10 protein-coding genes are annotated in these 13,785 nt (G+C 74.0%); 5 read left to right on the top strand and 5 right to left on the bottom strand.

Going from position 1 to position 13,785, the window contains the following annotated elements; genetic code table 11:
- On the top strand, positions 1-1,626 hold the full coding sequence (locus OHB09_RS03260; protein WP_191854703.1) for an acyl-CoA synthetase: 1,626 nt from the start codon (positions 1-3) through the stop codon (positions 1,624-1,626).
- A gap of 93 nt (positions 1,627-1,719) precedes the next feature.
- Complete coding sequence (locus tag OHB09_RS03255) at positions 1,720-2,424, top strand: nucleotidyltransferase domain-containing protein (RefSeq protein WP_191854702.1); 705 nt, start codon at positions 1,720-1,722, stop codon at positions 2,422-2,424.
- 85 nt (positions 2,425-2,509) lie between these two features.
- On the opposite strand, the gene OHB09_RS03250 is transcribed toward OHB09_RS03255, so the two are convergent.
- Entirely contained in the window at positions 2,510-4,780 is a 2,271-nt protein-coding gene (locus OHB09_RS03250) for an MMPL family transporter (RefSeq protein ID WP_328922985.1), read from the bottom strand.
- Between the two features lie 216 nt (positions 4,781-4,996).
- Here OHB09_RS03250 and OHB09_RS03245 point away from each other — a divergent pair, with 216 nt between their 5' ends.
- Together OHB09_RS03245 and OHB09_RS03240 are read left to right on the top strand one after the other, a co-directional pair.
- The gene (locus OHB09_RS03245) at positions 4,997-5,239 is read left to right on the top strand and encodes a DUF397 domain-containing protein (RefSeq protein WP_006144548.1); all 243 of its coding nucleotides are present in this window, start codon (positions 4,997-4,999) and stop codon (positions 5,237-5,239) included.
- A gap of 62 nt (positions 5,240-5,301) precedes the next feature.
- Complete coding sequence (locus tag OHB09_RS03240) at positions 5,302-5,799, top strand: hypothetical protein (RefSeq protein ID WP_006144549.1); 498 nt, start codon at positions 5,302-5,304, stop codon at positions 5,797-5,799.
- Positions 5,800-5,883: 84 nt separating this feature from the next.
- Here the strand turns inward: OHB09_RS03240 and OHB09_RS03235 are convergent, their stop codons facing one another.
- Entirely contained in the window at positions 5,884-7,899 is a 2,016-nt protein-coding gene (locus OHB09_RS03235; protein WP_191854700.1) for an N-acetylmuramoyl-L-alanine amidase, read from the bottom strand.
- Positions 7,900-8,153: 254 nt separating this feature from the next.
- On the bottom strand, positions 8,154-9,281 hold the full coding sequence (locus tag OHB09_RS03230) for an aminoglycoside phosphotransferase family protein (RefSeq protein ID WP_191854699.1): 1,128 nt from the start codon (positions 9,279-9,281) through the stop codon (positions 8,154-8,156).
- A 234-nt stretch (positions 9,282-9,515) separates the two neighbouring features.
- On the opposite strand from OHB09_RS03230, the gene OHB09_RS03225 reads away from it, so the two are divergent.
- The gene (locus tag OHB09_RS03225) at positions 9,516-11,015 is read left to right on the top strand and encodes a DNA-binding protein NsdB (protein ID WP_191854698.1); all 1,500 of its coding nucleotides are present in this window, start codon (positions 9,516-9,518) and stop codon (positions 11,013-11,015) included.
- Between the two features lie 54 nt (positions 11,016-11,069).
- On the opposite strand, the gene OHB09_RS03220 is transcribed toward OHB09_RS03225, so the two are convergent.
- Positions 11,070-12,518: a PP2C family protein-serine/threonine phosphatase gene (locus tag OHB09_RS03220; RefSeq protein WP_328921582.1), complete on the bottom strand. Its 1,449-nt coding sequence runs from the start codon at positions 12,516-12,518 to the stop codon at positions 11,070-11,072.
- 214 nt (positions 12,519-12,732) lie between these two features.
- Positions 12,733-13,746 (bottom strand): Gfo/Idh/MocA family protein, encoded by a 1,014-nt coding sequence (locus OHB09_RS03215; protein ID WP_328922984.1) that lies wholly within the window; start codon positions 13,744-13,746, stop codon positions 12,733-12,735.
- Positions 13,747-13,785 lie beyond the last annotated feature (39 nt).

Raw genomic sequence — 13,785 nt, 5'->3', positions numbered from 1 at the left:
ATGCCGGAAGTGACGAAGGCGGCGGAGCGGGGCGGCGGCGGTGCGGGGCCGGGGAGCACGGCCGGCCGGAGTGCCACCGTCGACGGGGTGCTGCGGCGCAGCGCCCGCCGCACCCCCGAACGCGTCGCCCTCCACTACGGGGACCGGCACTGGACCTACGCCGCCCTCGACGACGCGGTCTGCCGGGGCGCCCGCGCGCTGCTCGACACCGGACTCGGGCACGGCGACCGGGTCGGCGCCTACGGACACAACTCCGACGCCTATCTGATCGCCTTCCTCGCCTGCGCCCGCGCCGGACTCGTCCACGTACCGATGAACCACGCCCTCGCCGGCGAGGACCTCGCCCACCTCGTCACCCAGTCCGGCTGCTCCCTCGTCCTCGCCGATCCGGACCTCGCCGGCAGACTGCCCGAGGGCACGCGCGTCCTGCCGCTGCGCGAGAACGCCGAGAACGCCGAGAACGCCGAGAACGCCGAGGGCGGCGGGGACGGCGGGGACGGCGACGGCGGTGACTCCCTGCTCGCCCGGCTCGCGGCGGCCGAGCCCTACGACGGTCCCGAGCCGCGCGCCGAGGACCTCGTGCAGCTCCTCTACACCTCCGGCACCACCGCGCTGCCCAAGGGCGCGATGATGACCCACCGCGCGCTGGTGCACGAGTACCTCAGCGCGATCACCGCCCTCGACCTCCAGGCCGGCGACCGCCCCGTGCACGCGCTGCCGCTCTACCACTCGGCCCAGACGCACGTCTTCCTGCTGCCCTACCTGGCCGTCGGCGCCGAGAACATCCTGCTCGACGCCCCCGACGGTGACCTGCTCCTCGACCTGATCGAAGCGGGCCGCGCGGACAGCTTCTTCGCCCCGCCCACCGTGTGGATCGGCCTGGCCGGCCGCCCCGACTTCGCCACCCGCGACCTCGGCGGACTGCGCAAGGCCTACTACGGGGCGTCGATCATGCCGGTGCCCGTCCTCGAACGGCTCAGGGAACGGCTGCCGCACCTCGCCTTCCACAACTGCTTCGGGCAGAGCGAGATCGGCCCGCTGGCGATGGTTCTCGGCCCCGAGGAGCACAAGGGCCGCATGGACTCCTGCGGGCGCCCGGTGCTGTTCGTCGAGGCGAAGGTGGTCGACGAGGAGGGCCGGGACGTGCCCGACGGCGAACGCGGCGAGATCGTCTACCGCTCGCCGCAACTGTGCGAGGGCTACTGGGACAAGCCGGAGGAGACCGCCGAGGCCTTCCGCGACGGCTGGTTCCACTCCGGCGACCTCGCCGTACGCGACGCCCACGGCTATTTCACCGTCGTCGACCGGGTGAAGGACGTCATCAACTCCGGGGGCGTCCTGGTCGCCTCCCGCCAGGTCGAGGACGTCCTTTACACCCACGAGTCGGTGGCCGAGGCCGCCGTGATCGGGCTGCCCGACGCACGCTGGATCGAGGCAGTCACCGCGGTCGTCGTGCCCCGCGGCGAGGTCACCGAGGCCGAACTCCTCGCCCACGCACGGGAGCACCTCGCCTCCTTCAAGGCGCCCAAGCGGGTGCTCTTCGTGGACGGCCTGCCGCGCAACGCCAGCGGAAAGATCCTCAAGCGGGAGCTGCGCGAGCGGTTCACGGGGGAGCCCCGCGAATAATGCGGTGACCGCGCCGCCCCCGCCTCACCACAATGGGCCCACCGGCACAGGGATTCCGCACCCGGGGGACTCCCGCGAAGGGAGGGCCCGCCCATGTCCGTCATCCATGTCCTGCTCTCCGGCATCGTCGGCTCCACCGCCTACGGACTCGCCCACGCGGGCTCCGACGTGGACCGTCTCGGCGTCTTCGCGGCCCCCACCGAGGACCTCCACGGCCTGCACCGGCCGAAGGAGTCCCACGTCACCACCGCCCCGGACCGCACCCTGCACGAGGCGGCCAAGTGGTGCAGGCTCGCCCTCGCCGGCAATCCCACCGTCCTCGAACTGGTCTGGCTCCCGGACGACCTGTACGAGGTGCGCAGCGAGCTGGGCGAGGAACTCATCGGCCTGCGCGCCTGCCTGCTGTCCGCCCCGCGCGTCCGCGCGGCCTACCTGGGTTACGCCACCCAGCAATTCCGGCGGCTCCGGGCGCGAGGGGAGCGCGCCTCCTCGGCCGAGGAGCGCAGGCGCACCGCGAAGCACGCCCGCCACCTCAAGCGCCTGTGCCATCAGGGCCACGAGCTGTACGCCACCGGCCGGCTGACCCTCCGCGTGGAGGACCCGGAGGAGTACCACCGCTTCGGGGAACGGGTCGCCGCCGACCCCGCCGTCGCCGAGCCCCTGCTGCGCCACTACGAGGACGCCTTCGCCGCGACCCGCACCGTGCTCCCGGCGCAGCCGGACGAGGCTCCCGTCGAGGCATGGCTGCGCCGGGTCCGCGCCCGGCTCCGGACCGGGGCGGACGACAGGACCGGCTGACGGCCGGCGCGGGTGCGGGTGCGGGCTCGGGTCCGGGGTGTGTGGGGGCCCGGGGCGGGCGTGGCTCCGGGAGGGCGCGGCCGTCCTACTCGTGCTCCCCCTCGGGATCGATGTGCGGCAGGACGCGGTCCAGCCACCGCGGGGTGCGCCACGCGTGCCGCCCCAGGAGTGTCATCACCGCCGGGACCAGCAGCAGCCGTACCACGGTCGCGTCGATGAGCACGCTCACCGCGAGGCCCAGGCCCAGCATCTTCACCACGATGTTGTCGCTGATGACGAACGCGGCGAACACGCTGACCATGATCAGCGCGGCGCAGCTGATCACCCGCGCGGTGATCTCCAGGGCGTGGGCCACCGCCCCCTTCGCGTCGCCGGTGCGCCGCCACGCCTCGTGCACGCGGGAGAGCAGGAAGATCTCGTAGTCCATGCTGAGCCCGAAGATGATGGCGAACATCATCATCGGCACGTAGCTCTCGATCGGCACCGTGCCCGACACCCCCAGCGCGGGCCCGCCCCACCCCCACTGGAAGACGGCGACCACCACCCCGTACGAGGCACCGATCGACAGCACGTTCAGCACCGCCGCCTTGAGCGCGACCAGCGGACCGCGGAAGACGATCAGGATGATCAGGAAGGCCAGCGCCACGACGACGGCGATGATCCAGGGCAGCCGCTGGGCGACGAGGTCCCGGAAGTCGACCTGCGCGGCCGTGGTCCCGGTGACGTACCCCTTGGCGCCGCTTCCGGAGGCGGCGTGCGGGAGCGTGGTGTCCACCAGCGTGTCGGCGAGGTCGGTGGTGGTGGAGCTCTGCGGCGAGGCCTTCGAGTAGACGGTGCCCACCAGCACGTCCCCGTCCGAGGTGGCCGTCAGCGGGGTGACGGAGGCGGCGCCCGGGGCATCGGCCAGCTCCTGCCCGGTGCGGGAGGCGAGCGCGGAGCGCTGGTCGGCCGGCACCTTCGTCTGGTCGACGACCACCGTCAGCGGACCGTTGGAGCCGGGCCCGAACGCGTCCGACATCAGGTCGTAGGCCCGCCGGTCGGTGAACGAGGTCGGATCGGCGCCGTCGCCGATGTGCCCGAGCCGCATCGAGAACACCGGGATCGCCAGCACGGCCACCGTGAGCAGGCCCCCGGCCAGGAACCACCAGGGCCGCCGCTCCACCCGCAGCGCGTACCGGTGCCAGGTGCCGTGCGCGGCCTCGCCCGGCCGCGCGTCGGTCTCCGCCACCGGCCGGCGCACCCGCAGCCGGTCGATCCGCGTGCCGAGCAGCCCGAGCAGCGCCGGGACGAGGGTGAGCGCGCCCGCCACCGCCGTGATCACCGTGACGGCGGCGGCCACGCCCAGCAGGGCGATGAACGCCACCCCGGAGACGGACAGCCCGGCCAGCGCGACGATCACCGTGCAGCCGGAGACGAGGACGGCCCGGCCGCTCGTGGCCGCCGCCCGCCCCGCCGCCCGCACGGGGTCCGCACCGTCCATGAGGTGCTGACGGTGGCGGGTGAGCAGGAACAGCGCGTAGTCGATGCCGACTCCGAGACCGATCATCGTGGCCAGGGTGGGGGAGACCGTGGCGAAGGTGAACGCGGCGGCCAGCAGTCCCAGGCACGCCAGCCCGCCCACCACGCTCACCAGGGCACTCAGCAGCGGCAGGCCCGCGGCGAGGACACTGCCGAAGCCGACCAGCAGCACCACGACGGCCACCGCGAAACCGATCAGCTCACTGATCCGGTCGTCCGGCGCCGGCCGCGCCAGTTCGCCCAGCGGCCCGCCGTACTCGACCTCCGCGCCCGCCTGGCGCAGCGGCCCCACCGCCTCGTCCACGCCGTGCAGATACCCGTCGCCGAGCGTCGAGGGCTGCACGTCGAACCGGACGGTGATGTACCCCGTGCGGCCGTCCTTCGACAGCGGGCCCGCGCCGCCCGACTCGGAAGTCCCCGACGGCGAGGTTCCCGACTGCGAGGAAGAGGGCTGCTTCTTCCCTGGCGGGGGCAGCGGGTTCTGCACCGACAGCACGTGCGGCAGCCTCGCCAGGGAGCCGACGGCGTCCGACATCTGCCCGCTCAGCGAGGTGAGCGGCTTCCGCCCGTCGTGCAGCACGATCTGGCTGCTGTAGCCGCCGGCCGCCGGATCGTGCCGCTTCAGCACGTCCAGGCCCTGCTGGGACTGGGTGCCCGGCAGGGCGAAATCGTCCGAGTACTCCCCGCCGAAGGAGTGCTGCAGTGCCTCGAGGGCCGGCAGGGCGAGCAGCCAGGCCACGATGACGAGGACGAAGTGCCGGGCGCACCACTCGCCCAGGCGGTGCAGCGCCCCCGGAGCGGCCCCCGTGCCACGGGGCGGGGGCGACATGGACGACATGTGGCCCTCCAGGGCGACCAGGGCTCGGACCACTTCTCGGACCACTTCATTGAAAGGCCGTGCCCACCGCCTGTCCCGCCGGACGCGTCCACGCGGGCGCCGCCCTCGCGCCGCGGCCCGCCCGGATTACCGCAAGCGTCCCCCTCACGTGCCCTGTCGGTGTCCGGAGCCGGTCGCTAGGCTGACCGCGGACGACGAAACGGGAGGAGCACGGCCGTGGCCGAGAGCACCATCCAGCAGCAGCCCCTCACGGGCTGGGACAAGCCCGACCTCGATCTCACCAACGCCGAGTGGCATTCGAGCAGCAAGGGGCGCGGGGACGTCCAGATCGCCTTCGTCGAGGGCTTCATCGCGATGCGGAACAGCGGCCGCCCCGAGAGCCCGTCCCTGATCTTCACCCCCGCGGAATGGGGCGCCTTCGTCTCCGGCGCGCGGGAGGGCGAGTTCGACCTGACCTGACCTGACCCGACCCGATCCCCGGCCCCAGGTCGGCCGCGGACGCGGACACGTACCATGGCGGCATGTCCTTCCTCCGCCGCCGCAGCGCCACTCCCGCCGGGCCCGAATTCGACGTACTGGCCATGGATCCGGGCGACTGGCCGGGCAATCTCGGTGCCGGTCTGCTGCCCGCCCCCGACGGGAGCTGCCAGGGCGTGTTCCTGCGCTACGACCTGTTCGGCGGCCGGGGCCCCGCGATGATCATCGGCAACCTCCCGGAGGGTTCCCCGGCGCGCGAGGTCGAGGAGGGGGAGATCCCCTTCGAGGTGGCCCAGCTCCTCCTCGCCCTGGAGAACGACGAGGAGGTCACCGTCGTCGGCACCGAGGACGTGCCGGTGATGCAGGGCGACAACCTGCTGGTGGTGCGTCGCCTCAAGCTGTCCGAAAGCCGCATCTCCTGCGTGCAGTTCGACCGCAGCGACAACGTCCTGGTGACCATCGCCGCCTGGGACCGCCCCATCACCGACGACCTCTACGCCCTGCTCAAGCCGCTCCCCGCGGAGCTGTTCCAGCAGGGCTGACCCGCCGCGGCGGGCACGGGACACGGGCGGGGGCCGGATCCGCGGACGGCGGACCCGGCCCCCGCACTCGCTGAGGGTCCCTCGCTACGAGGCCGAGGGAAGCACCTGGACGTCGGCGGCGCGGACGAAGCCGACCCGGTGGCCGTACTGGATCTCGTAGTACATGTCCTTGCCGGTCACGACCTTGTGCGAGGCCTCGTCGAAGGTCACCGCGTAGTAGTACTGGCCCGGCATCGTGTCACCGGCGACGTACTTCTGGCCCGCCGGGATCCGGTAGGGCAGTGGCGAGACCGTCTGCGCGGGCACGCCCGCCGGGTACGCGGAGGCCTCCGGGTAGGCACGGCCGTAGACGGGGATGTCGGCGGCCCCGGCCTTCGGCGTCACCACCAGCCCCTTCGCGTGCACGGCCGTCGGCTGTCCCGCCGGGTTCCTGAACCATGCCTTCTGGCCCAGGTACCAGATCGCCGTCCAGTCCCCGTCCTGCCCGGCCACCGCGTACTGCTGGCCGGTGGACACCCGGGAGCCGAGGTCGTTCACGTCGATCGTGGAGGCGCCCCCGCCGGGCCGCAGCCCGATGTCCTTGACCAGCGGCGCGTTCTCGTCCGGTGCCGTGTACAGCCGCACCTCGCTGGAACCGTGCGCCGCGCACGGCTGGTCGCCGTCGGCGCAGCCCGTGTACGGGGGCCTGTTGGCCGCGTAGTCGGGGAGGATCGTCACCAGACCGCCGTCCGCGTCGGCCGTGCTCTTCAGCGGCGCGCCCAGCAGGTCGAAGTAGTGCCGCCAGTCCCAGTACGGGCCCGGGTCGGTGTGCATGCCGGGCACCGTGGAGGCGGTGGGCCCGGGCACGTTGTCGTGACCCAGCAGGTGTTGGCGGTCCAGCGGGATGTCGTACGTGTCGGCGAGGTACTTCACCAGCCGTGCCGAGGAGCGGTACATGGCCTCCGTGAACCAGGCGTCCGGATCGGCGAGGAAGCCCTCGTGCTCCAGGCCGATCGACCGTGAGTTCACGTCCCAGTTACCGGCGTGCCAGGCCACGTCCTTCGCCTTCACGTGCTGGGCGACGTGCCCGTCGGTGGAGCGCAGGGTGTAGTTCCACGACACGTAGGTCGGGTCCTGCACGGAGTTGATGACCCCGTTCCAGGCGCCCTCGGTGTCGTGGATGACGAGGTACTCGATCCTCTGCCCGGCGGGACGGTTCCCCAGGTCGTGGTTGCCGTAGTCGTCGCTGCCGAACTTCTCGTAGGGAGCCGGGATCCACTCGCAGGCCACCGAGTCCGGGCATTCGGTGCCGGCGGCGTGCCCCTTGTGCAGGCCCGCGCGGCGCAGGGGCGCGGTGTCGGGTTTCAGGCCGGGGCGCGCGGTCAGGGTGACGCGCTCCCCGGTGTCCGTGGTGCGCCGCTCGCCGGTGCGGATCACGTCGTAGACGTCGTCGGCGTACGCCGCGGCGGTCGCCCTGTCGTCCGCGCCGGAGAACGTGGCGACGGCCCCGTACCAGTCGGCCGGGTCCGCGCTGAGCGGCTCGCCCAGCTTCCGCTGCGCGGCGGCCAGCAGGGCGGCGCCTCCCCGGACGTTCGCGGCGGGGTCCTGGCGCAGGGCGGCGGCGGGGAGCCCGGTGAGCGCGGCGGCCCTGCCGAGCGTCCGCAGCCGGGCCGGCAGCGCGGCGGCGGCCGGGACGCCGGTTGCCTTCACGGCCGGGTGGAGTGCGGGGCGCGCGGTGTCGCCGCGGGCGTCGGCCGTCTGCTCCGGGTGCGCGCTCGCGGTCTGCTCCGGATGCGTGTTCGACCGGGCGAGGGCGGTGCGGGCGTCCGTCAGGTGCATCGGACCGTAGCCGCCCGAGACGCTGGGCGCGCCGGCGTGGGTGTCCCAGCGGGACTGCAGGTAGGAGACGCCCAGCAGGACGCTCCCCGGTACGTGGTACTCGGCCGCCGCGGCGGCGAAGGCGCGCTGCAGCCCGGCCGGCGCGCCGGTGCGGGCATCGCTCTGCCCGGCCGCCTGGCCGGCGCCGAGCAGGGGGAGCAGCAGCGCGGCGGACGCGGCGGCGCCGGCCGCCGTCCTGCGGGTGGTTCTGTGCCTGTGTCCGGTGGTGGGGGATCCTCGCAAGGCAGGCCTCCTGGGCGATCGAGCGCGATGGGGCGTGCGGGGCCGAACGTGCGTCAGTGCTATCGGCTCTCCGACGATCCGTCAATCATGTGCCGGGCACCGGGTTTCAGCCGGTCAACGGCACGTGCTCGGGCCTGCGGGGCGTCAGTGGAGTGGACCAATGACCCGGACGGAGGAATCCGGGCGGCCGTGCGAGGGGGACGCCCGCCGGGGCGGGGAGGCCGAAGGGCCGTCCGGCGCGGGTCCCCCTCGCGTCAACGGGTGCCCACCGCCGCGCGGACCGCGCGGCGGGCGAGCTGACAGTCGTCGTGGAGGCGGCGGAGCAGGAGGCGCTGTTCCTCGCCGGACGGGGTGGTGCCCGGCGCCGCCGGGGCGCCCTCGTGCATCGAGCGCTGGACGGCCGTCTCGTAGGTGCGGATCTCCCGGGTCAGCACCAGCATCAGGTTGACCAGGAACGCGTCGCGCGAGGCCGGGCCGGCCGACTGCGCGATGCCGCTGATCTGCCGCCGCGCCATCGGGGCGTCCCCGAGCACGGTCCACAGCGTGGCCAGGTCGTACCCGGGCAGGTACCAGCCCGCGTGCTCCCAGTCCACCAGGACCGGGCCGGCCGGGGAGAGCAGGACGTTCGACAGCAGCGCGTCGCCGTGGCAGAACTGGCCCATGCCCTGGCGGCCCGCCGCGTGCGCGATGCCGTGCAGCAGCTTCTGCAGGTCGCCCATGTCCCGGTCGGTGAGGAGCCCGAGGTCGTGGAAGCGGGAGATGCGCTCCGCGTAGTCCAGCGGGGCGTCGAAGGTGCCCGCCGGCGGCCGCCAGGCGTTCAGCCGGCAGATCGCGCCGAGCGCCGCCCGCACGTCCGCGCGCGGCGGGGCCTGCACCGGATGCCGGTGCAGCGCGGCGACCCGCCCGGGCATCCGCTCGATCACCAGCGTGCAGTTGTCCGGGTCCGCCGCGATCAGCCGAGGCACCCGCACCGGGGGGCGGTGCCGGACGAACGCGCGGTACGCCGCTATTTCGTGCCGGGTCCGTTCGGACCACATCGGCGAATGGTCCAGTAAACACTTGGCCACGGCCGTGGTGCGGCCCGTCGTCCCCACCAGCAGGACCGAGCGGCCGCTGCGGCGCAGCACCTGCACCGGGGTGAACTCCGGACAGATGCGGTGCACCGAGGCGATCGCCGTGCGCAGCTGCGCACCCTGCGGGCCGGACAGGTCGAGCCTCCCGCTGAGCGGCGCGCCGGCCGCCCCGGGTACGCGCCGGGACCGTCCGGCACCGAGCACCGGGGTCTGGGGACGCGCGGGGTCGAGGTAGGGGCCGCCTGCTCCCGGCCGGCGGGTGCGCAGCGACGGAGACGGGGCGGACACGGAGGACGATGCTGCGTACATGGGTGAACACGGATCCCTTCGTGTGCCGGTGAGTTGCCGCGCCGCTCCGGCCCGGTCGCCCCGGCGCACCCTGGGGAATGCCCCTGGGCGACCGGGTCGGGGTGGCGCTTTCCTACCTGACACCCGATGGCCCCGGGCACACCATCTGGCGCACCCTGGCGAACCCTGGCGAATAGTCCCGCAGCAACTGACAGGCGGTTACTGTCAACTCAGCCGAGTACCTGGGGGCTTGACGTGAGCGGACGACCCAACACCCGTCTGGCGGACCTCTTCGGCCTGACCGGATGGTCCAAGGGAGAACTCGCGAGGCTGGTCAACCGGCAGGCGGCGGCCATGGGCCACCCCCAGCTGGCGACCGACACCTCCCGCGTTCGGCGCTGGATCGACATGGGAGAGATCCCGCGCGATCCCGTGCCACGGGTGATGGCGGCCCTGTTCACCGAGCGTCTCGGCCGTGTCGTGACCATCGAGGATCTCGGTCTGGTCCGGCGCGGGCGTACGGGGAAACGGCAGGGCGGCGGGGACGAGGAACATCCCGACGGAGTGCCGTGGGCGCCCGAGCAGACCGCCGCGGTCCTCACCGAATTCACGGGAATGGACCTCATGCTCAACCGACGCGGCTTGGTGGGCGCGGGCGCCGCGCTCGCCGCGGGCTCCGCACTCAGCAGCGCCATGCACGACTGGCTGCACACCGATCCGGCCCTCTCGGCCGACGCCCCCGATCTCGACCATCCCCTGCACGCCGACCCCGCCGGGTACGACCGCTACGAGGCCGCCCCCGTCGGGACGCAGGAGATCGAGGAACTGGAGCGCTCCGTCGAGGTGTTCCGCGCCTGGGACGCGGCCCGCGGGGGCGGGCTGCAACGCAAGGCGGTGGTGGGCCAGCTCAACGAGGTGGGAGGCATGCTCTCCTACCGGCACCCCGATCCCCTGCAGCGGCGCCTGTGGGGCGTCGCCGCCAATCTGGCCGTCCTGGCCGGCTGGATGTCGCACGACGTCGGGCTGGAACCCACGGCCCAGAAGTACTTCGTCATCGCCGCCCACGCCGCCAGGGAGAGCGGCGACCGGCCCCGCGCCGGGGAGGCGCTGTCCCGCGCCGCCCGCCAGATGGTGCACCTGGGCCGTCCCGACGACGCCCTGGACCTGATGAAGCTCGCCGAGTCCGGCTCCGGGGAGGAGGTGCTGCCGCGCACCCGGGCCATGCTCCACACCATCGAGGCCTGGGCGCAGGCCTCGATGGGCCGGGGACAGGCCATGCGGCGCACCCTCGGGCAGGCCGAGGAACTGTTCGTCTCCGACAAGGGGGACGTGCCGCCGCCGAGCTGGATGCAGCTCTTCGACGAGGCGGACCTGCACGGCATGCAGGCCCTGGCCTACCGCACCCTCGCCGAGCACGAACCGGGCGCGGCGGCCGTCGCCCAGCAGCACGCCAGGAAGGCGCTGCATCTGCGCGAGGGCGGGCGCGAGCGGTCGAAGATCTTCGACCACATCTCGCTCGCCTCGGCCTGCTTCATCGCCGACGACCCGGACCAGGCCGACCGCTACGCCCGGCTGGCCCTGAACTCCATGGGGTCGAACTCCTCGCACCGCACCTGGGACCGGCTGCGCGAGATGTACCGGCTCACCGCCCGGTACTCCGGCTATCCGAAGGTGCGCAGCCTGCGCGAGGAGATCGAGCTGGCCATGCCGCCGGGCTGGAAGCGCAGGGGAGGTGGCAGCACCGCCCGCGCCTGAGGTCCATGCCGTCCCGGGTCTGAGGCGGTCTCCCGCGCACGCGCGGCGGACACGTCAGCCGGTGACCCGGGCCACCAGCACGCAGGCGTCGTCGCGGCGCCCGGCCCCGCCGAACTCCTCGACGACGGCCCGTAGGCAACTCTGCGCGTCCCGGGCCGCGCCGAACCGCTCGGCGAGCCCGAGCAGCCGGCGGGTGCCCTCGGGGCCCGGGTGCCGGGGAACCAGCCCGCCGGTGTGCAGGAGCAGCAGGTCACCCGGGCGCAGTGGTTCCTCGGCCGCTCCGTAGGAGGCACCGGAGGTCGCCCCGAGCAGGACGCCGTCCGGTGCCGCGAGCGCGCGCCCCGTCCCGTCGCGGAACAGCAGCGGGGCGGGGTGTCCCGCGCGCGCCCAGCTCAGGGTGCGCGCGGCGGGCCGGTAGCGGCAGCAGAGGGCGCCGCCCAGCGCGGGCGGCACCAGGGCGGCGTCGAGCAACTGGTTGAGCCGGCCGAGCAGTTCGTCCGGCGGGGCGCCGGTCACTGCCATGCCGCGGACGGCGCCGAGCAGCATCGCCACCCCCGTGGTGGCGGCGACGCCGTGCCCGGTCAGTTCCCCGACGCTCAACAGGGTCTGTCCGTCAGGGAGTTCGAGTGCGTCGTACCAGCCGCCGCCGACCGGCGCCCCGGCGCGGGAGGGCAGACAGCGGGCGGCCAGGTCCAGGGCGCCGGGGCCCTGGCGCGGAAGGCGCAGGGGGCCGCGCCAGGGCGGCAGCACGGCCTCCCGCAGTTCGGCCGCGACCCGGTGCTCGCTCCCCGGGAGCCCTCGGCGCCGGTGCAGCGAGTCATGGGTCTCGCGCAGGGTCCGCCGCCGGCGGCGCAGTTCGCCGACGTCCCGGAGCACCGCCCACATCGAGACGGTGGAGCCTTCGGCGTCGAGCACGGGTTCGCCCATCATGTGCACGAGACGCTCCTCGCCGTCCGGGCGCAGGACGCGGAACTCCCCGTCGAGGGGACGTGCGTCGATGAGGCAGCCCGTGACCATCGCGGTCAGCCGGGCGCGGTCGTCCTCGTGCACGAGGGAGGGGAGTTCGTCGAGGGTGAGGGCGGAGGCGGCGGGGTCGCGGCCCAGGATCCGGTACAGCTCGCCGGACCACGCCGCCCGGTCGGTCAGCAGATCCCACTCGGCGGAGCCGACCCTGCCGAGCAGGGGCCCGCCGTCGGGCGGCTGCGCGGGAGCCCGCGGTTCGGGCGCCGGGGGCCCCGTCCCGGGGGCGCGTTCGGCCCCCAGGGGCGGAGGTCCGTCCCGGAGCAGCGCCAAGTGGGCGTCCACGTCGGCGAGTTGGTGCAGTGCCAGATCGCACAGGGCGCGCTGCCAGCGGGCCTCGGGGTCCGCGCCGTCGACGGGTGCCTCGCGCCGTACGGCGTCCATGTCGCCGCGCAGCCTCCGGGTCCGCGAGATCAGCGCGTCGACCGCGCCGCGGCGGGGCGGCTGCGCGGGTGAGCGGTCCGCAGGCGGAGGGGACGGCATGGCGTACTCCGGGGGAACAATGCGACCGACTGGTGAAGAAGGACCGTTACGACTGTCGCACAGCGCGTCGCACGCTGTAAGGGATTTGGCAACATGGGCGTGAGGATGCTTCCGGCATATGACGGCGTCCTCCGTGGCGAGCCGCGCCCGCGCCCTGCCACAGCGTTCCGCGCCATGCCGTGCGGGCGCGGCCGGCGCCCCCGACTCGGCCGCCTCAGGCGTACAGCGCCGGGCGCGGGGCCAGGTCCACCGGGGTGCGGGTGCCGGTGCGCTGCGCGCGGACGCCCGCCTCCGCCGTCGCCGAGGAGGCGTAGCCGTCCCAGGCGCTCGGACCGGTGACCCGGCCCGCCCGGCACGCCTCGACCCAGGCCCGCAGCTCGCGGTCGTAGGCGTCCGCGAACCGTACGAGGTAGTCCTGCGGGACCTCCCGCGACTCCCGCCCCGGAGCCGTCACCGTCATCCCGTGCTCCTCGCCGATGCGGGCGCTGCCGCCCTCGCAGACCGCCTCGCACCGCACCTGGTACCCGAAGCCGGTGTTGACGAAGATCTCCACGTCGACCAGGACGCCGCCGTCGGTCTCCAGCAGCACGAACTGCGGATCGAGGAGCCCTTCGGGCGCCCGTCCCGTACTGCCGGGCCGCAGCACGCTCACCGCGACCGGTTCCTGGCCGAGCAGCCAGCGGGCCGCGTCGATCTCGTGCGAGACCGAGCTGTCGACCAGCATCGCCGAGGTGAAACCGGGCGGCGAGGAGACGTTGCGGTGGACGCAGTGCAGCATCAGCGGGCGGCCCAGCGCGCCCTCGTCCAGCAGGGACTTCAGCCGCAGGTACTCCGCGTCGTAGCGGCGCATGAACCCCACCTGGACCAGCCGCCGGCCGAACCGGACCTCCGCCTCGACCACCCGCAGCGCCCCCTCCGCGTCCGGCACCAGCGGCTTCTCGCACAGCACCGGCAGGCCGCGGGCGAACGCCTCGTGCAGCGCGGCCTCGTGGGCGGGGCCCGGCGAGGCGATCAGCACCGCCTCCACGCCCGGCGCGTCCAGTGCCGCGGCCACCTCGGCGTGCGCCGAGGCGCCGTCGATCCCGGCCACGGCCGCCTCCGCCCGCGCGAGATCGGGATCGGCGACGGCCGCCACCCGCGCGCCGCCCGTCACCCGGTCCAGACGGCGGATGTGGTCGGCCCCCATGTGACCCGCCCCCAGTACCGCGACACCCAGCAGTCCGCCCACGTCCGCACGCCCCTTCACGATCACCGGCCTCGGCGTAGC

This window comes from Streptomyces griseoaurantiacus, from assembly GCF_036189845.1.
Classification (GTDB): domain Bacteria; phylum Actinomycetota; class Actinomycetes; order Streptomycetales; family Streptomycetaceae; genus Streptomyces; species Streptomyces griseoaurantiacus.
Note: the sequence above shows the minus strand (reverse complement) of the source record. Positions and strands in the feature narration are given on the sequence as shown.